Annotated in this window: 19 protein-coding genes; 6 read left to right on the forward strand and 13 right to left on the reverse strand. The window is 63.0% G+C overall.

All coding sequences use genetic code 11. The features are described 5' to 3' along the window. Nucleotides 1-136: 136 nt before the first annotated feature. The 3 genes from mscK (at nt 137) to G5134_RS12155 (ending at nt 5,580) form a co-directional block, all read left to right on the forward strand. Nucleotides 137-3,460 (forward strand): mechanosensitive channel MscK, encoded by a 3,324-nt coding sequence (gene mscK / locus G5134_RS12145; protein WP_421232034.1) that lies wholly within the window; start codon nt 137-139, stop codon nt 3,458-3,460. 210 nt (nt 3,461-3,670) lie between these two features. After that, nucleotides 3,671-4,504, forward strand: coding sequence for a hypothetical protein (locus G5134_RS12150; protein ID WP_421232035.1), 834 nt, complete (start codon nt 3,671-3,673; stop codon nt 4,502-4,504). A 65-nt stretch (nt 4,505-4,569) separates the two neighbouring features. Beyond that, nucleotides 4,570-5,580: a beta-propeller fold lactonase family protein gene (locus G5134_RS12155; RefSeq protein WP_065016901.1), complete on the forward strand. Its 1,011-nt coding sequence runs from the start codon at nt 4,570-4,572 to the stop codon at nt 5,578-5,580. A 56-nt stretch (nt 5,581-5,636) separates the two neighbouring features. Here G5134_RS12155 and G5134_RS12160 read toward each other — a convergent pair whose 3' ends face one another. From G5134_RS12160 to G5134_RS12175, 4 genes are all read right to left on the reverse strand, one after another. Further along, the gene (locus G5134_RS12160) at nt 5,637-6,377 is read right to left on the reverse strand and encodes a dienelactone hydrolase family protein (RefSeq protein WP_065016900.1); all 741 of its coding nucleotides are present in this window, start codon (nt 6,375-6,377) and stop codon (nt 5,637-5,639) included. A 45-nt stretch (nt 6,378-6,422) separates the two neighbouring features. Then, nucleotides 6,423-7,949: a methyl-accepting chemotaxis protein gene (locus G5134_RS12165; RefSeq protein WP_041202920.1), complete on the reverse strand. Its 1,527-nt coding sequence runs from the start codon at nt 7,947-7,949 to the stop codon at nt 6,423-6,425. A 39-nt stretch (nt 7,950-7,988) separates the two neighbouring features. Then, nucleotides 7,989-8,720: a substrate-binding periplasmic protein gene (locus G5134_RS12170; RefSeq protein ID WP_017781973.1), complete on the reverse strand. Its 732-nt coding sequence runs from the start codon at nt 8,718-8,720 to the stop codon at nt 7,989-7,991. A gap of 494 nt (nt 8,721-9,214) precedes the next feature. Then, nucleotides 9,215-10,453 (reverse strand): uracil-xanthine permease family protein, encoded by a 1,239-nt coding sequence (locus G5134_RS12175; protein ID WP_019839748.1) that lies wholly within the window; start codon nt 10,451-10,453, stop codon nt 9,215-9,217. Between the two features lie 305 nt (nt 10,454-10,758). On the opposite strand from G5134_RS12175, the gene G5134_RS12180 reads away from it, so the two are divergent. Both G5134_RS12180 and G5134_RS12185 read left to right on the forward strand, forming a co-directional pair. Continuing rightward, a complete protein-coding gene (locus G5134_RS12180) occupies nt 10,759-12,048 on the forward strand; it encodes a hypothetical protein (RefSeq protein WP_065016899.1) in 1,290 nt (429 codons plus the stop codon). Beyond that, complete coding sequence (locus G5134_RS12185) at nt 12,045-12,386, forward strand: RT0821/Lpp0805 family surface protein (RefSeq protein WP_065016898.1); 342 nt, start codon at nt 12,045-12,047, stop codon at nt 12,384-12,386. The genes G5134_RS12180 and G5134_RS12185 overlap by 4 nt, the downstream gene beginning before the upstream one ends. 94 nt (nt 12,387-12,480) lie before the next feature. On the opposite strand, the gene G5134_RS12190 is transcribed toward G5134_RS12185, so the two are convergent. The 9 genes from G5134_RS12190 to G5134_RS12230 all read right to left on the reverse strand — a co-directional run bounded on the left by G5134_RS12190 (nt 12,481) and on the right by G5134_RS12230 (nt 22,854). Further along, nucleotides 12,481-14,196, reverse strand: a complete 1,716-nt coding sequence (locus G5134_RS12190) for an NAD-dependent malic enzyme (protein WP_010633297.1) — start codon at nt 14,194-14,196, stop codon at nt 12,481-12,483. Between the two features lie 237 nt (nt 14,197-14,433). Continuing rightward, nucleotides 14,434-15,405, reverse strand: a complete 972-nt coding sequence (locus G5134_RS12195; protein WP_065016897.1) for a formate dehydrogenase subunit gamma — start codon at nt 15,403-15,405, stop codon at nt 14,434-14,436. Next, complete coding sequence (fdh3B, locus tag G5134_RS12200; protein ID WP_011706855.1) at nt 15,402-16,025, reverse strand: formate dehydrogenase FDH3 subunit beta; 624 nt, start codon at nt 16,023-16,025, stop codon at nt 15,402-15,404. The genes G5134_RS12195 and fdh3B overlap by 4 nt, the downstream gene beginning before the upstream one ends. Before the next feature lie 4 nt (nt 16,026-16,029). After that, nucleotides 16,030-18,930, reverse strand: a complete 2,901-nt coding sequence (locus G5134_RS12205; protein ID WP_421232036.1) for a formate dehydrogenase subunit alpha — start codon at nt 18,928-18,930, stop codon at nt 16,030-16,032. Nucleotides 18,931-18,953: 23 nt separating this feature from the next. Next, nucleotides 18,954-19,157, reverse strand: coding sequence for a transcriptional initiation protein Tat (locus G5134_RS12210; protein ID WP_005303194.1), 204 nt, complete (start codon nt 19,155-19,157; stop codon nt 18,954-18,956). A gap of 69 nt (nt 19,158-19,226) precedes the next feature. Then, a complete protein-coding gene (locus G5134_RS12215) occupies nt 19,227-19,847 on the reverse strand; it encodes a TorD/DmsD family molecular chaperone (protein WP_017785182.1) in 621 nt (206 codons plus the stop codon). A gap of 10 nt (nt 19,848-19,857) precedes the next feature. Beyond that, entirely contained in the window at nt 19,858-21,600 is a 1,743-nt protein-coding gene (locus G5134_RS12220) for a 4Fe-4S dicluster domain-containing protein (protein WP_065016896.1), read from the reverse strand. A gap of 104 nt (nt 21,601-21,704) precedes the next feature. Then, nucleotides 21,705-22,307 carry a DUF3306 domain-containing protein gene (locus G5134_RS12225; RefSeq protein WP_065016895.1) on the reverse strand — a complete coding sequence of 201 codons (603 nt, stop codon included), beginning with the start codon at nt 22,305-22,307 and terminating at the stop codon, nt 21,705-21,707. Continuing rightward, nucleotides 22,300-22,854, reverse strand: coding sequence for a DUF3305 domain-containing protein (locus G5134_RS12230; protein ID WP_065016894.1), 555 nt, complete (start codon nt 22,852-22,854; stop codon nt 22,300-22,302). The genes G5134_RS12225 and G5134_RS12230 overlap by 8 nt, the downstream gene beginning before the upstream one ends. Nucleotides 22,855-22,924: 70 nt before the next feature. Here G5134_RS12230 and G5134_RS12235 point away from each other — a divergent pair. Beyond that, a partial coding sequence (locus G5134_RS12235; RefSeq protein WP_421232037.1) for a hypothetical protein occupies nt 22,925-23,184 on the forward strand: 260 nt, incomplete at its 3' end.

The following is a 23,184-nucleotide window of genomic DNA, read 5'->3' on the forward strand; positions in this document are numbered from 1 at the left end:
GCTGAAAACGGCGCCCGCGGGCGCCGTTTTTTTTATCTTGCCCCCCTGCTGCCCCTTTCTGCCCGGTGTTAGAATCCACGCGGATTTAATCCAAGTGGGACATCTCCCGAATATCGCGTAATAACCCGGAAGTTTTATGCTCTCAATACCGTTCAAAAGAGCCTCGGCCACCCTGTTGCCGCTGCTCTGCTTACTCGTCAGTCTCTGCGCCCCGCAAGCCATGGCGCAGGACGTGCCCCAACGCGCCAGCGTACAACGGGCGCTCGACGCCCTCGGCAAGTCGGACACCCTCACCGTCAGCCAGCAGGCCGACCAGAAATTCCTGACCGACACCCTCTCCCTGCTCGACAGCATCGAGAAAGAGAAGAGCAAGGCCAGAAGCCAGAACGAGCGCGTTCGCTCCCTGCCGGCCGAGCTGCGCGACATCAGCGCCAGACTGGATGCCCTGACCCAGGGCAAGAGCGCCGAGCAGATCAAGAGCGAATACGCCAGCATGAGCCTGAGCGAGCTGGAGAGTCGCCAGCCCGACGTCATGGCCAACATGCAGGATGCCCAGGAGGCCCTCGGCACCATCGGCAGCCAGCTCACCAACCTGCAGACCCTGCCGGAGCGGGCCCAGGCCAGCATGAGCCGCGCCTATCAGCGCAGCCAGGAGATCCGTACCCGTCTCAACGCCGGTGACGGGGTGAGCAGCGCCGAGAAAATGAAGCTCAATGCCGAGCTGGCCCTGCTGGATCTGCAGCTGGCCAACCTGCAGAAGGAGCTGGACAACCGCACCAGCATGCAGGATCTGGCTGTCAAACAGCGCGACTACCAGACCGCCCGCCTCGCGAGCGAAGAGCAGAAGCTGCAACTGCTGCAGGAGCAGAGCAGTGCCAAGCGCCTGGGCGACACCGAGAAGACCGCCGAACAGACCGGTGAGCTGGTGGCCGCCGCCGACAGCCCGCTGGTGCAAAAGGAGCAGGAGCTCAACCACCAGCTCAGCCAGCAACTGGTCAGCGCCACCGCCAGCCTCAACTCGCTGGTGCAGAAGAACCTGCAGGCCAAGAGCTGGCTGGAGCGCGGCACCCAGACCGAGCGCAACCTCAACGAACAGGTGCAGATGCTCAAGGGCAACCTGCTGCTGTCGCGCATCCTCTATCAGCTCTACCAGCAGCTGGAGTCCTCCCCCTCCACCCTGGTGAAAAACCTGGAAGAACAGATCGCCGACCTGCACCTGGCCCAGTTCGAACTGAGCCAGCAGCGCGACCAGCTGTTCCAGAAGACCCAGTATCTGGACAACCTGATCGCAAGCAGCAGCGAGCCGGTGAGCGAGGAGGACAGAGCCAGCCTCTCCAAGCTGCTCGACACCCGCATCAGCCTGCTCGACCAGCTCAACCGCCAGCTGGATGCCCAGCTGACCAACGCCATCAGTCTGCAGCTGACCCAGCAGCAGCTGGCGCGGATCTACTCCTCCATCGAATTTACCCTGCAGCAGCACATCTTCTGGGTGAGCAGCAACAAGCCCATCGATGGCAAGTGGTTCATCAGCTGGCCGGCCCAGGCCTACAAGCAGGCCTCCGACTGGGTGCTGAAACCGGACTGGAGCGGCTGGGGTGAGACCTTGCTGCCCATCACCCTGCTGGCCCTGCCGCTGCTGCTGATAGGTGGCCTGCTGATCTGGAAGCGCCCGACGCTGATCGAGCGGCAGAAGAAGATCACCAAGGATCTGGGGCGCTTTCGCCAGGACAGCCAGTGGCACACCCCGGCAGCCCTCTGCTATACCGTGCTGCAACGCCTGCCGGGCAGCCTGTTCATCCTGGCTGCCGGCCTGCTGCTGACTGACTGCGGTCTGCTCAGCTCCAAGCTGATTTTCCAGATCACCCTCAACCTGGCGCTCGGCTATTTGGTGTTCAGCGTCTATCTGGCGGTGATGCGGCCGGGCGGCATCGCCGAGAGCCACTTCCGCATTCCGAAAGCCGATCTGCAGGCCAAGCGCACCAGCATGCGCTACCTCTGGGTGCCCTTGCTGCCGCTCATCATGCTGTCGACCAAGGCGGTGGTGGAACCCTCCTCCCTTGGCAACGACGTGGTGGGTCAGGCGCTGACCCTGGCCCTGCTGGGGCTGGCCGCCTACCTGGTGTTCCCCATCTCCCGCGCCCGCATCAAGGGCGAAGCGAGCATGCAGCAGTCCATCACCGCCATCGCCCTGGCGCTGGCACCGGTGGCGCTGATAGTGCTGGTGGGACTGGGCTACTACTACACGGCCCTGAAACTCACCGGCAGGCTGATCGAGTCCTTCTACCTGCTCATCCTCTGGAGCCTGGTCTATCGTACCGCCCTGCGCGGCCTCGAGCTCGCGGCCCGTCGCCTGGCCTATCGCCGTGCGGTGGCCAAACGCGAACACAAGGCCCAGGAGGATGCGGAAGGGGGAGACACCATCGAAGAGCAGCCCATGGATCTGGAGGATGTCAGCCAGCAGTCGCTGCGTCTGACCCGTACCGTGCTGCTGCTGATCTTCGGCGTCGCCTTCTACTGGCTCTGGTCCGATCTGGTGGCGGTCTTCTCCTACCTCGACAGCATGGTGCTGTGGCACCGCACTGAAGGGACAGGGGCCAATGCCGTGCTGTTCCCCATCAGCCTGAGCGACGTGCTGATAGGCTTCCTGCTGCTGGGCGGTGCCTGGTCGCTGGCCCGCAACCTGCCGGGTCTGCTGGAGGTGCTGGTGCTCTCCAAGCTGAACCTGGCCCAGGGCACGGCCTACGCCATCACCACCATGCTCAACTACGTGCTGATCGGGGTCGGCTCGCTGACCGCCCTCTCCATGATGGGGGTACAGTGGGACAAGCTGCAGTGGGTAGCGGGTGGCCTGTCAGTCGGTATCGGTTTTGGCATGAAGGAGATCCTCTCCAACTTCGTCTCCGGCATCATCATACTGTTCGAGCGTCCGGTGCGGATCGGTGACACCGTCACCATCGGCTCCTTCTCCGGCACGGTCTCGCGGATCCGCATTCGCGCCACCACCCTGACCGACTTCGACCGCAAGGAGGTGATCATCCCCAACCAGCAGCTGATGACCGAGCGGCTCATCAACTGGTCGTTGAGCGATACGGTCACCCGGGTCATCGTACGGGTAGGTGTGGCCTACGGTTCTGACCTGGAGCTGACTCGTACCCTGCTCAAGCAGGCGGCGGACGAGAACAGCCGCGTGCTCAAGGATCCGGCGCCCATCGTCTACTTCCTCACCTTCGGTGCCAGCACCCTGGATCACGAATTGCGCTTCTTCGTGAGCGAGCTCGGCGATCGCAACCCGGCGGTGGACGAGCTGAACCGCAAGATAGACCAGCTGTTCCGCGAAAACGGCATCGAGATCGCGTTCAACCAGATGGATGTCTACATCAAGAACATGAAGGATGAAGAGCAGAAGGTGGAGTCCGACTCCACCCAACCTCCCGCCCTGCCGGGCCCCCAGCCCGGTTAAGGCAGCCCCTTATCTCATTCGAAGGCCCCGCAAGGGGCCTTTTTTGTGTCGGTGGCCCACCGCTTGCGCTGGTTTTGTGACGGGCCGGCCAGAATGGGGCACGGTTTGTCGCTAGCCTGAAACGCTTGCCTCCCCGGATGAGGGGCCTGCCAATCCCGGTCGGCCGCCATACACTGAGGAGCCGATCCCCCACATTTGCCAAGGTGCGCCATGAGTTCCCAACCCTCTCTGCTCTCTTTTCTCGGCTCTCCCCTGCTCGGGGTGGCCGCCACCTATGTCGACCCCGCCAGCAAGGAGACCGGCGTCTACATCTGCGGGGTCGAGATCCAGCCAGACAACGAGCTGCTGCTGACCTTCCCCAAGGGGCACCAGCTGGCGGTGGGGGAGAAGATCACCCTGCATCTGGACAACCGCACCGGGGTCGACGAGTACGACGCCTCCTTGAGCGTCTATCGCGTCTCCTACAAAGGGGTGATCGCCCGCACCGCTCCGGACAGGGTGCAGGTCACCCCGCTGCAGTTCGAACTCTGGTACGGCAACCGGGTGGTCTACGGCTTCGCCCAGCCGGGCTATCAACATCCGGCCGATGAACGTCCCGCTAGCGAGCTGCCGGTCACCCCGCTCACCGGCCTGCCGGTGCCTGACTTGCGTGAGGTTGAGAACAAGATCGGGGTGCTGGTGACCCGGGCCCAGTCCCAGCCCCACACCACGGTACTGGCGTTTCTCTCCTCCGATGAGGACGACATCTTCTTCATCACCTTCCCCGAGACCTTCAAGTCGCAGTTGCTCAAACGCGACGGCCGCTGCCACTTCGCCATCGACTCGCGGGCGGTGTTCACCTACACCCGCGCCATCGAGTGGAACTACACCATCATCGCCGCCGATGCTTACCAGATCCCGCAGGATCACCCGCTGTTCGAACCTATCCGCGCCGACTTCGTGCAGAAGAACCCGTGGGAAGTGGGCTTTTTCAGCCACCCGCAGGTGGAGCTCTACCATCTCAAGGCCCGTCAGGTGGTCTGCCCGGGCCGGGCAAAAGAGTAGCGCCAGCCGGGCGCGAAAGAGGATAAGATGGCCTGCGGTTGCCCATCACAAGGAGTGAAAAACAGATGCAGCAGGTCGTTTATGTGGCGAGCCCCGCCAGCCAGCAGATCCACGTGTTTGCCCTGGCCGATACTGGGGAACTCACGCCATTGCAGGTGGTCGACACCCCGGGCCAGGTCCAGCCGCTGGTGATCAGCCCGAACGGGCGCTGGCTCCATGCCGCCGTGCGCCCCGATTTCGCCCTGATAAGCTATCGCATCGAGGCCGATGGCCGGCTGGAAACGCAGGGTTCGGCACCGCTGGCGGGCAGCGCCTCCCACACCGCCATCTCGGCCGACGGCCGCTTCCTGCTGGCGGCCTCCTATGCCTTCAATCAGGTTACCGTCTCCGCCATCGGCGCCGACGGCCGGGCAGAGCCCCCCCACCAGCAGCTCGACGGCTTGCAGGCCGCCCATTCGGTCACCCTGCTGCGTGCAAATAAGCAGGCCGAGCAGGAGGTGCTGGTCGCCTGCCTCAAGGAGGATTGCATCCGCCGCTTTCTGCTCTGCAAGGAGGGGAGGCTGCGCCCCCATCCGCTGGGAGATCTGGTGACCGCCAGCGGTGCCGGGCCGCGCCATCTGACGCAGCACCCGAGCAATGGCGACCTCTATTGCCTCAACGAGCTCGACTGCACCATCAACCGCTACCGACCCACCGCCGATGGCGGGATCCGGCTCTGTCAGAGCCTCTCCATGCTGCCAGCCGGTTATCAGGGGGAGCGCTGGGGGGCGGATCTGCACGTGACACCCGATGGGCGTTTTCTCTACAGCAGCGAGCGGGCCAGCAGCCTGCTGACCCAGTTCGCCATCGCGCCGGATGGCGAGCTCGGCGTGGTCGGCCACTTCCCGACCGAGACCATGCCCCGCGGTTTTGCCATCGACCAGAGCGGCCACTGGCTGCTGGCGGCCGGGCAGGCTTCCCACCAGCTGGCGGTGCATCGCATCGACCCGATCAGCGGCGCCCTGACCCTGCTGGCACGCTATCACGTGGGGGACGGGGCCATGTGGGTGAGCGTACTGGCACGCCATCAGTCATGATCAACAGACAGCAAAAAGCCATGGCAATGCCATGGCTTGCAAACCAGCGCACAGGGTTACTTTGCGGAGATCTCTGCCAGAAAACCGACCAGGCGTTGCCAGGCAAGGGCATCGGCTTCGGCGTGGTACCTGTCTGATCCAAACACACTGAATGCGTGAGGGGCGCCACTGTAACTGGTCGCTTCATGGCTGATGCCGGCCCTCTCCAGCTCGCCGATCAAGGCGGCAAACTGCCCCAGGCTGACCGCCTCGTCAGCACTGCCATGCTGTATCAGCACACGTCCCCTTACCCGTTGGTAGTTCTGACCTGGCGGCGTCTCCAACCCGCCATGCACGCTCACTGTACCGTGCAGATCCGCCCCGCTGCGGGCCAGCTCCAGCACGGCGGCCCCTCCGAAACAGTAACCGAGCGCCACGACCTTTTCCGGTTTCCCTCCCAACCTCGTGGCCTCGGCCAGCGCCCCGGCGAGCAGGGCCCGCATGCTCGCCCTGTCCTGGTATAGCGCCCCTGTCAGCCGCTTTTTATCCTCCACCGCAGTGGGTCTCACGCCAACGCCGAACAGGTCGGCGGCAAACACCCGGTAACCCAAGGCCGCCAGCATGTCGGCACGTTTCATTTCATACTCGGTCAACCCATCCCAGTCATGAACCAGCAGCACCAGGGTTGACTGCTGACTGGCCCCCGCCAGATGATAACCTTCGAACATCCGCCCTTCGACCTGATACCTGACGGACCCGGCCTGCAATCCTCCTGCCCACAGAGCCCAGAACAGGACAAGCATCCTGGTTATTCCCATCATCCACTCCTCTGCCTGGACGGCCAGATCGCTGACGCCCGGAGCTCACACCCTGAACTGTTTGAGCAGACTGTCCAACTGAGCCGACAGCTGGCGCAAATCACTGCTGGCATCAGCTACCTGCCCCACCCGCGCCGCACTGTCGTTGTTGAGCCCGGCGATGCGATTGACGCTGTTGCTGACCTCTTCCGCCACCGAGTGCTGCTCTTCCGAGGCCTGGGCGATATACATGTTCATTTCACGGATAAGGCCGACCTGGGTCTTTATCTTCTCAACCGAGAGCTGCACGTCGGCGGCTTGTGCCCCCGCCTGAGAGGCCTTGTCCTGACTTTGCTGCATGCCTGACACCAGATTGTGGGTCGCCTGCTGCAAGCGCGCGATACTGGCACTGATCTCCTCGGTCGACTGGCGTGTACGGCCGGACAGCGTTCTCACCTCATCGGCTACCACGGCAAACCCGCGCCCCTGATCCCCGGCTCTGGCCGCTTCAATGGCGGCATTGAGGGCCAGCAGGTTGGTCTGTTCGGCAATGCCGTTGATCACTTCGATGATGTTGCCGATGCTGCTGCTCTCGCTCGACAAGGAGCGGATCAGGTTGGCGACCCGCTCCACCTCGCCGACCAGCTGATGAATGGCTTCATTGGCCTGACCGGCCAGCTTGTAACCCTGCTCCACATAGAGGCTGGCTTCATCGGTCGCACCGGATGTCTTGACCGCATTGCCCGCCACTTCCTGTACCGCATGACTCATCTGGGTGATGGCGGTCGCGACCTGATCCAGCTCTGACTGCTGTTCAGCGCTGCCGCGCCGGGTATCGGTCGCCAGCGAATCACACAGCTCCGCCGTCTGCAAGACGCCTGCCGACAGAGTGTTTATCTCCGACACTGTCCCTTGCAGCTTGGCAATGAATTGATTGATGTTGCCAGCCAGTGCCCCCATCTCGTCATGCCGGCGGATCTTGAGGCGCTGGGTCAGATCTCCATCTCCCTGGGCCAGATCGAAGACTGCGGAGTTCATCTGCCGCAAGGGACGCAGCACATTGCGGTGGATCAAGACCATCAGCAACAGGATGATGCCGACGTCCAGCACCACTATCTGCCAGACGGTGGTGATGAGCAGATGGCGCAACTGGATTAAAATGGCCCGATCACTGCTGACCACCAGCAGATTGGCCACCGTCTTGAGCTGGCCGTTGTCGTCGTAGACCAGCTCATGACTGGCGTGGCTGCCCAGATCGGCGGGCAGCTTTGCCACGGCCTGAATTTCACCGGCATCATCACGGACAAACCCCGCTACCAGCTTGTCCTTGTTGACCACCAGCAGGCTGCTAAGCGCATCCGTGGCCAGCTCGGATTTGAGGGATGCCTCGACAAAAGCCGATTCGTAATTCCACAGCGGACCAGGCAAGGAGAGCTGCAACCGGCTGATGGCCTGCTCGACCATCTCGGCCTGTCGGCGGTAGCTCTCCTCCCTGGCGGCGTTGTAGTTATATCCACCAAACAACACCAGCAGCAGACTCACCGACAGGGAGGTCAGCACGGCAATCCTGAACGTCAGACTATTCCAACCCATGGTTCCCTCCCGATATCGGCAACGACGTCTTGTTACAACTTAATGGTACTTGGCATTGATCTTGTCGATGGTGCCATCCGCCTTCATGGCGGCCAGGATCTCGTTGAGCTTGTTGATGAGCTCATCCGGGGCTTCCTTGTTGAAAGCCAGGCTCATCTGGGTTTCCTTGAACACAAACACCGGCTTGGGACTGGACGTCTTCTCCTGGGCGGCCAGATAGGGGGCCAGGTACTCCCCGGTCGCCCAGAGATCGATGCGACCAGCCTCCAGTTTCTTCACGTTGGCGGTATCGTTGGCCGCCAGTTGCAGCTTGCCAAACCCTTGCGCCTTGAGATATTCGGCAGCGGCATCACCGTTGTAGCCCCCAACCGAATACTGCTTCGCATCTTCCAAGGAGTTGACCGTAATGGTGGAAGACGGATTGGCAAAGAAAACCCAGTTGTTGTTGACCAGCGGCCCGACCCACTTGAAGAGGTTTTCCCGCTCCGGCGTGCGCGTGGTGGAGTACAGGGCGGTATTGGGCGTGCTGAGGGTATCTTCGTAGGCACGCTTCCAGGGCATCATGCTCAGCTTGTATTCGACCCCGGCCCGCTTGAACAGCTCCTCCACCACCTCTGTGGAGAGGCCGACTATCTTGCCCCCCTCCCCCTGCATGTTGAACGGCGGATAATCCTCGGTCATCACGTTCAAGGGTGCCGCCTGTACGGCTCCCAGCGCCAGCACCGAAGAGGCCGAGAACAGGGCGCTTTTCCACAACAGTTGATATTTCATTGCAACCTCACTTTGCTCACAGCTCGTCCCTCAATGTCCGCACCAGTCGATGTGCGGACCCTTACGACCCTTATCGGATCGTGCCGGCTTGCACGGTTTGCCGCGCCTTCGTCATGTCGGCGGCAAGCAGATGGGGTGGTTTCGCAGGGTGCAACGGCAAGAACAGCATCATAAGAAGAGAGGAAGATGCATCCCATGATGGGGGGCGTAAACGCCTCTTTTTTCATACTGATCCGCACAGCACAGTGTCAAACCTGACCTTTAGCAAAGGTCAGGAACAGGGATCCGTCAAATGGTGCCCTGGCCAGACAGGCTTCAATCAACCCCCATTTTGAGGCTGGCGGATACTCTCGGACGACAACGCCTGCCGGTGAGCAAGTTATTGACTTTATACGTATTAAAACTCCACCGGCCCAGCGATGTATCAGATGGCGGAAAAGAGAGAGGCCACCCTGAGGTGGCCTCTGCAAGACAGGGATACGCCGTCCGTTGACTCAATCCTTGGCGCTTTCCATGGCACCCTCTTCGGAGTGCTGGGGCAGGATGAGGTTGAGCAGGATGGCGGCCACCGAGGCCAGACCCACGCCCGCCAGGGCGAAGTCACCGATCTTCATCTCCAGCGCGCCGACACCCACGGTCAGGGTCACCGCCACGATGGCGATGTTGCGCGACAGCCCCAGATCGACCTTGGACTCCACCAGGGTCTTGAGACCGATGGCGGCGATGGATCCGAACAGCAGCAACATGATGCCGCCCATCACCGGCATCGGGATGGAGGTGAGCAGGGCGTTGAACTTGCCGAAGAAGGCCAGAATGATGGCGAACACCGCGGCCCAGGTCATGGTGACCGGGTTGAAGTTGCGGGTGATCATCACGGCGCCGGTCACTTCGGCATAGGTGGTGACGGGAGGACCACCGATGAAGCCGGCGAAGCAGACGCCGATGCCGTCACCGGCCAGGGTACGGTGCAGACCCGGGTTCTTGGTGTAATCCTTGCCGGTCACGCCACCGATGGCCAGCACGCCGCCGATGTGTTCGATACAGGGGGCGATGGCTACCGGCAGCATGAACAGTGCCGCAGCCCAGTTGATCTCCGGGGTCACGAAGTGGGGCAGCGCCAGCCAGGGGGCGTTGACCATGCCGTCGAAACTCACCTGCCCCATCAGCACGGCAGAGACATAGCCCGCAATCACGCCACACAGGATGGGGATGAGCTTGATCCAGCCCTTGCAGAACACCGCCGCAATCAGGGTGACCGCCAGCGAGATGCCGGCCAGGGTCAGCGCCGTCGAGGCAGGCATCACCTGCTCACCGCCGGCACGACCCATGGCCATGTTGCAGGCCACCTGGGCCACCGACAGGCCGATCACCATGATCACCGGGCCGATCACCACAGGCGGCAGCAGCTTGTGCACAAAGCCCATGCCGCGGGCACGAATGAGCGCGGCCAGGATGAAGTACATGAAACCGGCGGCAAACAGACCGAACATGGTGGAGGGCAGTCCCCAGGTCTGAGTGGCGTAAATGATGGGGGCGATGAAGGCAAAGCTGGAACCGAGGAAAATCGGGACCTGGCGGCGGGTGCAGAGCTGGAACAGCAGGGTGCCTACACCGGCACCAAGCAGGGCCATGGAGGGGTTCAGTCCGGTGAGCAGGGGCACCAGCACCATGGCACCGAAGGCGACAAACAGGATTTGCAGCCCGGCGACGCTTTGCTTGACTAAGGAAAACATGGATGTCCTTAATTTTTTGATAACTGACAGGGATATTTGACACTTTTCAGTTATCACAAGACTTTTTCAAGGCACTGAATGAGCCATTCGGCATCATTTGTTGCCTCTTACTGCTTGGGGAGGGCATGAAACTGGCTTTTTAGGCGGGATTCGTTGCTACAAGCATCGAGGAAGCGATTTTACGCACTTTTATGGCCGGCGCCAATCGTTTTTCCATGCTGTTTTGTTTGTCAATGGCTCCCCTGCCCCTCCATCAGCCCGCCCTATACTTGATGACGTGAACCCAGCCGGACAAGGAGTCCCCCATGTCACTGCCCGCTTTCAAGCCCAGCCAGCGCCGACTGCTGGTGGGTTCGGCCATCGCCCTGGCCCTGTTTGCCACCCCGCTGAGCTATGACTTCAGCCACCATCAGTGGCAGGTGAATCAGGCCTATGCCAAGTCCTGTTTCGTGACCGGCACCCGCATCCTGATGGCCGACGGAGAGGAGCGCCCCATCGAGACCCTGCAGGCCGGTGAACGGGTGCGGGATCAATATGGCCGCAGCAACCTCATCCTCGCGGTCGAGCGGGTGCTGCTGGGAGAGCGCCGTCTCTATGGAATCAACCGGCTGGCTCCCTTCTTCACTGCCGAGCACCCCTTCCTGACCACCCGCGGCTGGGCGGCCATCGCGCCGGCCATGACCCGCACCGAAAACCCGACCCTAGCCGTGCTGCCGCTCTTTACCGGCATGCACCTGCTGGGCTGGTCTGAGCACGGCAGCGCAGGCAACCTGGCGCTGGCTCCGCAGCCCGCCCTGCTGCTGGTGGAGTCCCTCTGCTGGATTGATGCCTCGCCCACCACGGCACTGTTCAACCTGATCCTGGATGGCAGCCACAGCTATATCGCCAATGGGCTGATCGTTCACAACAAGGATGGCGACGGCAATAGCGGTGGGGGTGACAGTGGTGGTGGAAGCAGCAGTGGTGGCGGCGGTAGTAGCAGTGGAGGTGGAAGCAGCAGCGGTGGAGGTGGCAGTGACAGCGACGGCGGCAGCAACAGTGGCGGTGGTGGCAGTGACAGCGACGGCGGCAGCAGCGGTGGCGGCGGCAGTGACAGCGACGGCGGCAGCCATGGCAGTGACGACAACGGCGGTGGGGAGCACGCCGGCGGCGAGCAACATGCCGGAGGGGATCGCCATGCCGGTGGCGAACAGCATGGCGGCGGGGAACGTCACGCTGGCGGCGATCGTCACGGTGGTGGACGAGGCCTGGGCAACGGCCTCGATGACAACGGAGTGGACGCCGTCGATGCCAGCGGCAACGAGATCCGGGGTGACGGCACGGTCGACGACAACGGGGTAGACGCCGTCGATGCCAACGGCAACGAGATCCGGGGCGATGGTACGGTCGATGACAACGGCATGGATGCCGTCGATGCCAATGGCAACGAGATCCGGGGCGACGGCACGGTCGACGACAACGGCATGGATGCCGTCGATGCTGACGGTAACAAGCTGCGGGGGGATGGTACGGTCGACGATCGCGGCCAGACCCTGACCGATGCACAGGAGCAGGCCCTGATCCAGCAGGGGTTCAACAGCAAGGAGCAACCATGAGCCGTTATCTGCTGATCTGCCTGGCGCTGTGGTTGTCCGCCTGCGCCAGCCAAAGCGCCGCCCCGCTCTACCACCAGATGGACAAGCAGGACGTGGCGCTGGCCAACCAGGCGCTGGCCGAGGCGCTGCAAACCCGTCCCAAGGGTCAGAGCCTCACCTGGTTCAACCCCGCCAGCCGCCACTCGGGCAGCGTCACGCCGCTGCGCACCTTTCGCCATCCCAACGGTCTCTGGTGTCGCGGCTATCGCGAGCAGCTCTATATAGGCCAGGCCAGCCAGCAGTGGCAGGACACCGCCTGCCGCAGCAAGGCGGGGCACTGGCTGCCGCTGCGCGGCTGACAAGATAGCTGACCGCTCAGGTGACAAAACAAAGAGGGGTGGCCATGGCCACCCCTCTTCTATTGCAACTATTGCAAGTGCAAGCTTACGCCCGTCATACCCGGCGGTAGGGCAGATAGACCGGCTCCCACATGTGGTTGAGGATGTGCTGCTGCAGATCCTGACCGATCAGCGGATGGGAGGGATCCCGCCGCACTATGTCCTTGAGCACCGCCGTCGCCACATGCACCGAGATGCTGCGCAGCTCGCGAATGCGCGGATAGACGGCCCCCTTCGCCAGGTCCACCTCGCTCACGCACTCCGCCAGCGCAAAGGCCGCTGTGGTGAAGATGTCCGGCGTGATCTCGCGGATCTGGCTGACGATGGCCGCCAGCCCCACCCCCGGGAAGATGAAGACATTGTTGCCCTGGCCGACCCGGAACTCCTGCCCCTCGTAGTGCACATCCTTGAACGGGCTGCCGGTGGCGACGATGGCCTTGCCCTGGCTCCAGCGATAGATGTCCTCCGGCAGCGCCTCGCAGTTGGCGGTCGGGTTGGAGAGCGGGAATACCATGGGGCGCGCACAGTGGTTGAGCATCAGCTGGATATGCTGCTCCTTGAAGGCGCCACCCGCACCGCTGGTCCCCAGCAGTACCGTGATGGGCACGTGACGCAGCACGTCGGTCAGGTTGGCCTTGCCGGGCACTTCGGTGTCCCAGCCCGACAGCAACAGGCCCGGCTTGGCGTAGCGGCGCTTGTATTCGTCGAGCCCCTCGCGGTTGTCGCACACCAGCCCCTGGGTATCCAGGATGTAGATGCGATCGCGGGCCGCCTGGGGATCCAGCCCTTCGCGGATCATGCCCGCACAGATCTGATCCGCCACCCCGACCCCGCCGGCACCGGCGCCATAGACCAGGTAGTTCTGCTGGCCCAGGGTCTCGCCCTTGACCTTGACCGCCCCTATGATGCCCGCCAGCACCACGGCCCCGGTCCCCTGAATGTCGTCGTTGAACGACGGCAGGGACTGCTGATAACGGGAGAGGTTGTTAAAGGCGTTGGACTTGCTGAAGTCCTCCCACTGCAACACGGCATTGGGGAAGTGGCGCTTGACCCCGGCCACGAACTTGTCGATGAAGTCGTCGTACTCCTTGCCGCGAATGCGCTTGTGGGGCTGGCCCAGATACATGGGGTCATCCAGCAGCGCCTGGTTGTCGGTGCCCACGTCCAGCGCGATAGGCAGGCAGCAGGCGGGATGGATGCCGGCCCCCAGGGTATAGAGGGAGAGCTTGCCGATGGGGATGCCCATGCCGCCCACCCCCTGGTCACCGATCCCCAGGATCCCCTGGCTGTCGGTCACGACTATGATGCGCACCGACTTGGCATCGAGATGACGGGCCAGGGAGCCCATGTCCTCGACGTTCTTCGGGGTGATGTAGAGGCCGCGTGGCTTCTGGAAGCGGTGGCTGAACTCCTGACACGCCTTGCCCACGGTCGGGGTATAGATGTAGGGGGTCATCTCCTCCACGTGGCGTGCCAGCAGGGCGTAGAACAGAGTCTCGTTGCGATCCTGCAGGGCCCGCAGGTTCTGGTACTTCTCGATGTCGCTGCAGGCGCTCAAAAAGCCCTGATAAACCCGCTCCAGCTGGGCTTCAAACGTTTGAACCTGGGGAGGCAACAGGCCGTCGAGCTCGAAGTCGGCGCGCTCCTGTTCGGTGAAGGCGGTACCCTTGTTGAGGTTGCGATCGTTGAGCAGATCGGTGCCAGTCAGTGCAACGGGGCGAAAATCTTGTCCCTGTGCATCTTTCCACAGCAGATATTGTCCGGTAGCCATAGTCATTCTCTTTGATTTACGTGAAATTGCCGTTCGGCAGGAGAGCAAGACTCATAATGAAATCAATCATATGACGTTTGGTCGTTTTATTTTGTGAGCTTGGGCATACCCTGCGGCCAAAAACCGTGGCAGGACGGACTTCGGCCTTATTCAGACCATGCATATCGGTTAAGTTGCGCGTACAACAAAGGGGCGCCGCAGCGCCCCTTCTCTTTCATCCTGATGTCGCGGCCAGCCTCAGCCGGACTTGCCCGTTTTAGGCTCGTCGAGCTGGTGCTTCACCTCTTCATACCAGAGGTCGTGGTGCTCCCTGGCCCAGGTCTCGTCCACCTCGCCGGTCACCATCCCCTCCAGCGCCCCTTCCAGCTGGAACAGGCCCATGTAGATATGGAAGATGAAGCCGCAGATGAGGATCAAGGCGCCTACGATATGGATGAAGCTGGCCCACTCCATCTGGCGACGCAGCTGGCCGAAGATGGGGAAGTCCAGAAACAGCCCGGTCGCCACCACGATGCCGCCAAACCAGATCAGCAGCCAGAAGATCGCCTTCTCGCCGCCGTTGGAGAAGCCCGCCGAGGGGTGACTCCCCTTGTGGGGTCCCAGCATGCCGCCCGCCTTCATAAACCACTGCACGTCCACCATGTTGACGATGTTGTGGCGGAACCACTTGATGAGCACCCCGAGCAGGCAGAGGAAGAAGAGCGGCCCCACGTAGTTGTGGAACACCTTGGCGAACCAGATCCAGTTCTCCCACACCCCCATGCTCACCACCGGCTTGATGAAGTGCTTGCCGTAGATGATGGCCAGCCCCGAGCCGGACAGGGTCAGGAACATGCCCGCCGTGGTCCAGTGCAGCGCCCGATCGAGCCGGCTCCAGCGCTTGAGCTTACGCCCGGTGCGCGGCTTGGAGAGCTTGGTCGGCCCCACCGCCCAGTACATCAGGCCGCACATGGCCAAGGAGCCGAAGATGGCGATGGCACCGAGCGGCGACACCCACTTGGTCTTCACCTCGAACCAGAGCTGGCCCGGCACCGAGATGAGCACCCCGTGCTCCGGCGAGCGGGAGGTGGTCACCCCCTCCTGCCCGTCCTTCACCGCCCGCCAGTAGTCGGCACCGGCAAAGCCGACCGCCTCTTTTTCTGCGTCGGCGAAGCTGGCGGTACTCACCAGCAGCAGGGCGGCAAACAGGGCCATTAGCCAGGTTTTCATGCCGCCCCTCCCTTGCCCGCCTTGCTGGCGTCGTAAAACAGCTCTTCACCGCTGCCCCAGCCTGCTTCCTTGGCGCCGCGATAGGCGACCCGCTCGCGGAAGATGTCGGAGATGACCTGCGCATCCCCCGCCAGCAGCGCCTTGGTGGAGCAGAGCTCGGCGCACATGGGCAGCTTGCCCTCGGCGATGCGGTTGGCACCGTACTTCTGGCGCTCCGCCTCACTGTGATCCTCTTCAGGGCCACCGGCGCAGAAGGTGCACTTGTCCATCTTGCCCCGATCGCCAAAGGCGGCGGTCTTCGGGAACTGGGGCGCCCCGAACGGGCAGGCAAACAGGCAGTAGCCACAACCGATACAGAGATCCTTGTTGTGCAGCACGATGCCGTCGTCAGTGTGATAGAAGCAGTCGGCCGGGCAGACCGCCATGCAGGGGGCGTCGGTGCAGTGCATGCAGGCGACCGAGATGGAGGTCTCACCCGGCAGGCCGTCGTTGAGGGTCACCACCCGGCGGCGCTGGATGCCCCACTCGAGGGCATCGTCGTTCTCGTTCTTGCACGCCGTCACACAGCCGTTGCACTCGATGCAGCGCTTGGTGTCACACATGAATTTCATTCTGGCCATGAGATCAGGCTCCTACTTGGCGAAAACGGCACAGGGTGACCTTGGTCTCCTGCATCTGGGTGACCGGGTCATAGCCATAGGTGGTGACTATGTTGACCGACTCCCCCAGCACATAGGGGTCAGACCCTTCCGGATATTTGGATCGCAGATCCTTGCCCTCGAAGTGGCCGCCGAAGTGGAACGGCATAAAGGCGAGCCCAGGTTTGACCCGCGGGGTCACCAGCGCCTTCACCTTGACCCGGCCCCCTTCCGGCCCCTCGACCCACACATCCTGACCGTCGCGCACGCCGACGTCGTTGGCATCCGCCGGGTTCATCTCGACGAACATCTCCTGCTGCAATTCAGCCAGCCAGGGGTTGGAGCGGGTCTCGTCGCCGCCCCCCTCGTACTCCACCAAACGACCGGAGGTGAGGATGATCGGGAACTCCTTGCTGACGTCCTTCTCCTGCACCGAGGCGTACTGGGTCGGCAGGCGCCACAGGCTCTTGGCATCGGGCCAGGTGGCGTAGTCGGCCAAGAGATCCCGGCGCGGGGTGTAGAGCGGCTCGCGGTGCTTGGGCACCTGATCCGGGAAGGTCCACACCACGCAGCGTGCCTTGGCGTTGCCGTAGGGGACGAAGCCGTGCTTGATGGCGACCCGCTGGATGCCACCGGAGAGATCGGTCTTCCAGTTGCGCCCCTCAGCTTCTTTCTTCTCGGCCTCGGTCAGCTCATCCCACCAGCCGAGCTGTTTCATCAGATCGGCGGTGATCTCGGGATAGCCATCCTCCACTTCGCTCCCCTTCGGCCAGGAGTCTTCCGCCAGCAGCGAGACGCCCTGATACTCGATGCCGAAACGGGCACGGAAACCGCCGCCCCCTTGCGAGACCGGAATGCTGGTGTCGTAGAGGATATGGCTGCCGGGGTGCTTCATCTCAGGGGTGCCCCAGCAGGGCCAGGGCAGACCGTACACTTCGCCGCTGACCGGACCTCCTTCGGCCTTGAGGTTGGTCTTGTGGAAGGTGTGCCAGTTCTGCTGGTGCGCCTTGAGCCGCTCCGGGCTCTGGCCGGTGTAGCCCACGCTCCACATGCCGCGGTTGTATTCGCGGGTGATGTCTTCCAAGAGCGGCTCGTTGTTCTCCACCTTGATGTGCTTGAACAGCTCATCGGCAAAGCCGAGCTTCTTGCTCAAGAGATACATGATCTCGTGGTCCACCTTGGATTCGAACAGCGGCTCAACCACCTTGTCGCGCCACTGCATGGAGCGGTTGGTGGCGGTGACGGAACCATAGGTCTCGAACTGGGTGGTGGCCGGCAGCAGGTAGACGCCGTCGGTACGATCGTTCATGACGGCGGCGACGGTGGGGTACGGGTCGACAATCACCATCATGTCGAGCTTTTGCATCGCCTTCTTCATCTCCGGGCCGCGGGTCTGGGAGTTGACCGCATGGCCCCAGTAGAACATGGCGCGGATATTGGCCCCCTGCTCGATGAGATCGGCGTTCTCCAGCACCCCGTCTACCCAGCGGGAGACCGGAATGCCGTTGTTGTTCATCGGCAGCTTGCCGTTGTAGGCCTTGCTGTCAAAGCGGGCCTTGATCCACTCGTAATCAACGTCCCACACCCGGGCCCAGTGCTTCCAGGAGCCCTCTTCCAGCCCGTAGTAACCAGGCAATGAGTCGGAGGTGACGCCAAAGTCGGTGGCACCCTGCACGTTGTCGTGACCACGGAAGATGTTGGTGCCCGCCCCGCTCTTGCCCACGTTGCCGAGGGCCAGTTCGAGGATGCAGTAAGCGCGGGTGTTGTTGTTGCCGGTGGTGTGCTGGGTGCCGCCCATGCACCAGACCACGCAGCCGGGGCGGTTGTCGGAGAGCAGCTTGGCGGCGCCATACACCTCTTTTTCATTGAGGCCGGTCACCCGCTCCACTTCGGCCGGGGTCCAGCGCGCCACCTCTTTTTGTACCTCGTCCATGCCAAAGACGCGGGTGCGGATGAACTCCTTGTCTTCCCAGCCGTTCTTGAAGATGTGCCAGAGCATGCCCCAGATAAAGGCGACGTCGGTGCCCGGACGCAATGAGAGATACATGTCCGCCTTGGCGGCGGTGCGGGTGCGGCGCGGGTCGACCACCAGGATCTTGCAGCCGTTGCGCTCTTTGGCCAGCAGGATGTGCTGCATGGCGACCGGGTGGGCCTCCGCCGGGTTGGAGCCGATGAACATGATCGACTTGCTGTTGTGCATGTCGTTCAGGCTGTTGGTCATGGCGCCGTAGCCCCAGGTGTTGGCGACGCCGGCGACCGTGGTGGAGTGGCAGATACGCGCCTGGTGATCCACGTTGTTGGTGCCCCAAAGCGACGCCATCTTGCGAAACAGGTAGGCCTGCTCGTTGGAGTGCTTGGCGGAGCCGAGCCAGTAGACGCTGTCGGGGCCGGACTCCTTGCGAAGGCGCAGCACCTCGTTGCCCACCTCTTCGATGGCCTGCTCCCAGCTGATGCGCTGCCACTTGCCGCCCACCAGCTTCATCGGGTACTTGAGGCGACGCTCGCCGTGGCCATGCTCGCGCAGGGCCGCCCCCTTGGCGCAGTGACCGCCAAGGTTGAAGGGGTGATCGAAGGCCGGCTCCTGACCGGTCCAGACGCCGTTCTGCACCTCGGCATAGACGCCGCAGCCCACCGAGCAGTGGGAGCAGATGGTGCGCTTCACCTCGACCGGCACCTCGGCCGCCACGGTCTTGGCCTCGGCCCGCTGCATCATCGCCGGGGCCAGCCAGCCGGCCGCCACGGCACCACCCGCCACCAGACCGGAATTGACCATAAAGGCGCGACGGGTCAGCCCCTGACCGCGAGCGGCCCCATTATTTTGCAAACCGCCTTGCAAGCTGCCCTGCTCGCCCGCCTGGGGCTGCTCGGCACGTTTCGTCAGTTTCATGTGTTCTCCTTCACTGAGCCGGCTCAGTCGGTGCCGCGCAGGGTGCGATAAAAGTCGTGAACGTGGGGGGTCTCCCGATAGCCCTTGTCGGGTTCGGTGTCGTGGGTCAGCACCTCCTTGCCCACCACCCGGCCGGTGGCACCGGCCAGCACGCCTATGGTGGCAACCACCCCCACCCCCTTGATCAGATTGCGGCGGGACGGGTCTTTCAGCTGTTCATCGCTCATCTTTCTGTGACCTCTGTTGTTATGGTCGGCTGCGGTGAGCCGGTTTTGCTATGAGTGGGCGGCGCAGCGTCATGGCAGCGTCACCACCGGGCTGCCAAAGGGCAGGCGCAGTTCCTGTTCCAGTTTGAAGAAATCTTCGGCAAGGGCCCCGACCGCCCGGTAGAAGCTGCCCCCTTTCGCCTGTTGCTGATCGCGGCAGCAGGCGAGTACCCAGGGGGCAAGGTGGCGCTCATAGAAGCGGTTGCGATCCGGGTGCTGCTCGGCAATCAGTACCGCCATCACCTCACAGAGGGCAGCCAGGTGATCTTCCGGCTCGCACACCCCGCTCTGACGCTCGAAGCCGAGCGACTGCAGATCGGCGCGCAGCACCGCCAGCGGCAGCTCCATCAGGGAGCCGGTGAGATACCAGGAGGCAAACGGCACGATCTCCCCGCGCCCCAGCCCGATAAAGAGATCCTGATACTCCTCGGCAAGCTCGTGCTCGTGGTGGCTGCTGGCCGCCAGTTGCACCAGCCCCAGCCCTCTGGCAAAGGGGCCGGGCATGGCCTGCAACCCTTGCAGCCAGGCGAGCTGTTCGCCACAGGGGGCGGCGCGCCAGAGGCTCGCCAGCAGGGCGTAGAGATCGGCGCTGCTCTGTTCCAGTTCGGTCATGGTCAGTTCGCCAGCCTTTTCGTTATGTTGTTCGCTCATCACTGCCCCCTCACACCTTGAGCTGGGAGACGGGATCCGCCGCCAGCGCCGCAAACACATCCTTGACCCGGCAGTCCTCGCACATCAGCAGCCGCTGGGCGGCTTCGTTCTGGAAGTGGGAGTGACCGGCCAGTTTTTGCTGGATGCGGCGGATAAGGGAGGCCGGCGCGAACGGCTTGGCGCAGCGAATGCAGCAGGCCGCCTCTTCGGCTTTGAGGCTCTGCACGGCGCGGCGCGCCTCGGGCACGGGTTGCAGGCGGGGCGTGAGCACTATGGCCTGCTCGGGGCACGCCTTTTCGCACATGCCGCACTGGATGCAGTCCTGCTCGATAAAGTTGAGGCCCGGCGTGTGCCCCACCGCATGCAGGGCGCGGCTCGGGCAGACCGCCACGCAGCCCATGCAGAGGGTGCAGTCAGCTTCTTTCAATTCAACGCTGCCGTAAGGGGCGCCGTGGGGCACAACCAGCGGCTCGCAGCTCCCTTCGTTGGCCTGCCAGAGGGCATCGAAGGCGGCAAACAGGTTCTCCCGTTTGTCTCCTTTGAGCGGTTTGTCCAGCAGGGCAACCGCTGGCTCGCAGGAGATCGGCTTATCTTGTTCGGCATCCGGGTTAAACAGGGCGATGCGATCAGCAGAGAGACCGGCGCCCGCCAAGAGCACGGCGGCGCTCGCCAGCTCCCGCTCAACCAACGCCCGGACGCTCTCGGGGGCATCGTCACCCAGCGCGATGCGCACCGCGCTGGCGCCATAGGCGAGGGCGGCAAACCAGCTCTCGATGCCTAAACTGGCGCTCTCCTCCACCCAGATCGGCAGCCAGTTGGCGGGCAAACGGGTGAGTTCGACTTCGACCCATTCCCGCTCGTTTTCACCGGCAATCAGCAGCTGGGGCGCGTCGCCCCCCGCCTCCCGGTAGTGCTTGAGCAATCGGAAGAGGTAGTCGCCGCTGGTGTTGGCATCGGGCTGGTGATAGGCAATCGCCCCGGTCGGACAGGCCGAGGCGCAACTGCCGAAGCCCTGACAGAGATGGGGATCGATCTGGATACGACCATTGATGGGCTTGAGGGCATCGGTCGGGCAGACATCGAGGCAGCGGCTGCAACCGGGCACGCCGCGAGCGGTAAAGGCGCAGGCCTCGGGGTCGAGGCGAAAATAGCGTGGCTTGTCGAAGATACCGGTGAGGGCACAGAGCTCGGCGAGCCGTTCGGCCAAGCCCGCGTCATCGGAAAGATGCAGATAACCGACCGGCGGGCGCTCCAGTGCAAACAGCGGGACGCGGCCCAGATCGGCCACCAGATCGAAACGCGGTTCGCGTAGCTGTTCACTGACAGCAGCCGCTTGTTGTGGAAAACAGAGCGCCGCTAGGTTAACCCGCTCACCCTGCCCATTGAGGCCGGTGAGCTGAAACTGACCGAGATACCCGCTCAGGCTCGGCTCGCGCAGGGTCAGGGCATCCAGGGCGGCGGTAGCCTCGAAGATGGTCTCGAGATCCGCCGCCTCGGCGTCATGCACCGACTCGGTCACCAGCAGGGTCGGCATCACTCCTTGGGGCAGCAGGCTGGCGGCGCGGCGAATGCGGTCTTCCGCGCCGACCAGCAGCAGGCGCCCCTGACTCTGGTAGGAGACGGTGGTCGGGATCAGGTTGTCGGTCTTGACCGTGTGCTGCAGGGCATGGGCGCGGGCACGTTCATTGCGCGCGGCCACGCCATCGGCGGTCAGAGTTGCGACGGATGTCGTTATGGGTTGTTCGATGCTCACATGCACTCCTGTGCGCGCCACCTCGTGGGATGGCGTGCTTGTTGGTCAGTTGGGAGAGCAAGAGCCGAGCCAACTCCCCCAGGAAAAAAGTGACTGGCAGGGAGTCAGGATCCCAAATGCTCCATTCCCCCACCCTTGGTTGGGACATTTTGTCCATCATGGTCAACCAAAATGTCCCGATCGTCGGTGTGGGTTTGAGAATGGTTATCAGCCACCCCTTGCGGCTCGCTGGTTATGGCCGTGGCGGCCACAATCGCTGGTTCGGGTGCGGCGGAGGATAAGTGAGGCGCTTCGTCATCCGGCGCCGTCGCCTGCTCCACCAGCCAGTTGCGCAGCCCGGCGCTCAGGGCTGCGGGCAGCAATTCGGGCTGACTGAAATCCTGGGTGTAGTCGTCGAGTCCATCCGGCTTGTGAGTGCGAAACATGGCGCGCAGCGCCTCCTTGTCGGGGAGTTTGGCCTTGCCCGGCTGGGCCGTTTTCAGCGGAGGTTCGCCACTCTCAACCCCCGCAACGGCAAGGAGTTCACTGCTCCCCTTGTCAGTGCTGACTACGGGGCTATCCAGCGCAGTATCTGGGTTTCCAGCTTCGCGACTGCCTTCGATGGGGGTGGCAACTGCCTCGGGGCTAACCTCTTCCCTCGGCGGCAATACCTGATGCTTGCGCGCCTCACTCTTGCGAGACGACCAGCGCTTGAGGAACTCACTCATGGGCGCTGTTTCCGCTTTGGCTACCACGCTCGCGGCCATCGGGGCCGGTGGCTTTAACGGCGCCACAGCTGGCTTGATCTATCGTATCGACACCGAGCTGATCCTGCGCCCGTCCCTTGCCCTTCTTGCCTTTGCGACGGGCCTCCAGCAGCTCGCCGTGGCGGCCGATAAAGGCCTCCACCCAGGCTTGCAGCGCTTCGGGCAGCGGGCAGGAGAGCACCTGCCGCTCGCCATCCATATAGGCAGCGGCCACGGTCTGGCTCAGGGTGAGGCCATCGGCCACAAAGCCACTGTCCACGCGGCTTCCGGTGACAAAGAGGCGGGGCGAGCCGGAGCTCAGGTTGAAGCGATAATCCCCTCGCTCGTCACGAAACAGGGTAAGGGGCAAGGCACCGGCAGCCTTGGGCTCGGCGGGATGGAGCGCCGCAATCTCGAAACGGCGGCTCTGCCAGCGGCCAACCTGGCTGTCGATGGCCTTTAACTCCAGCTGCAGCCAGCGCTGCGGGGAGAGGGGTTTGGTTGTGTCTTGCACTGTCACGGCTCCCATCAGAAGGTCTCAGCCGGGCCGCCCTCCCCCGTAATCCACCTCGGTCGGGGCGGATCACAGCTGGAGATTTATGGCGGCCACGGCCATCAATGGGATAAGACATAGCAAGAGTGGGGCCAAGGCCGGTCTGGTGGCCGATGGGGGCTTTGATGCAGATTGGCGCGAGCGTAGGTTGGTGCAGAGCGCAGCGAAGCCCAACATGCAGCGTAAAACCAATCCACCAGAGCCTGATCGAGGTGATGGCAAGCGTCGAATGTATGGAGATGGTATTCACCTGACAGTTGCCCACAAAAGGGAGTGGTCATACGGCTTCAAACCGGATAACAAAAC

Origin of the sequence: Aeromonas sp. 600276 (assembly GCF_049175815.1) — a bacterium.
In the GTDB taxonomy this organism is placed as follows: domain Bacteria; phylum Pseudomonadota; class Gammaproteobacteria; order Enterobacterales; family Aeromonadaceae; genus Aeromonas; species Aeromonas dhakensis.

Coding starts and splice junctions, on each gene's coding strand:
- mscK (WP_421232034.1), top strand. CDS start 137: ATGCTCTCAATACCGTTCAAAAGAGCCTCGGCCACCCTGTTGCCGCTG.
- G5134_RS12165 (WP_041202920.1), bottom strand. CDS start 7,949: ATGGGTTGGAATAGTCTGACGTTCAGGATTGCCGTGCTGACCTCCCTG.
- G5134_RS12180 (WP_065016899.1), top strand. CDS start 10,759: ATGTCACTGCCCGCTTTCAAGCCCAGCCAGCGCCGACTGCTGGTGGGT.
- G5134_RS12195 (WP_065016897.1), bottom strand. CDS start 15,405: ATGAAAACCTGGCTAATGGCCCTGTTTGCCGCCCTGCTGCTGGTGAGT.
- G5134_RS12210 (WP_005303194.1), bottom strand. CDS start 19,157: ATGAGCGATGAACAGCTGAAAGACCCGTCCCGCCGCAATCTGATCAAG.
- G5134_RS12170 (WP_017781973.1), bottom strand. CDS start 8,720: ATGAAATATCAACTGTTGTGGAAAAGCGCCCTGTTCTCGGCCTCTTCG.
- G5134_RS12190 (WP_010633297.1), bottom strand. CDS start 14,196: ATGGCTACCGGACAATATCTGCTGTGGAAAGATGCACAGGGACAAGAT.
- G5134_RS12155 (WP_065016901.1), top strand. CDS start 4,570: ATGCAGCAGGTCGTTTATGTGGCGAGCCCCGCCAGCCAGCAGATCCAC.
- fdh3B (WP_011706855.1), bottom strand. CDS start 16,025: ATGGCCAGAATGAAATTCATGTGTGACACCAAGCGCTGCATCGAGTGC.
- G5134_RS12160 (WP_065016900.1), bottom strand. CDS start 6,377: ATGGGAATAACCAGGATGCTTGTCCTGTTCTGGGCTCTGTGGGCAGGA.
- G5134_RS12230 (WP_065016894.1), bottom strand. CDS start 22,854: ATGGGAGCCGTGACAGTGCAAGACACAACCAAACCCCTCTCCCCGCAG.
- G5134_RS12150 (WP_421232035.1), top strand. CDS start 3,671: ATGAGTTCCCAACCCTCTCTGCTCTCTTTTCTCGGCTCTCCCCTGCTC.
- G5134_RS12175 (WP_019839748.1), bottom strand. CDS start 10,453: ATGTTTTCCTTAGTCAAGCAAAGCGTCGCCGGGCTGCAAATCCTGTTT.
- G5134_RS12185 (WP_065016898.1), top strand. CDS start 12,045: ATGAGCCGTTATCTGCTGATCTGCCTGGCGCTGTGGTTGTCCGCCTGC.
- G5134_RS12225 (WP_065016895.1), bottom strand. CDS start 22,307: ATGAGTGAGTTCCTCAAGCGCTGGTCGTCTCGCAAGAGTGAGGCGCGC.
- G5134_RS12205 (WP_421232036.1), bottom strand. CDS start 18,930: ATGAAACTGACGAAACGTGCCGAGCAGCCCCAGGCGGGCGAGCAGGGC.
- G5134_RS12215 (WP_017785182.1), bottom strand. CDS start 19,847: ATGAGCGAACAACATAACGAAAAGGCTGGCGAACTGACCATGACCGAA.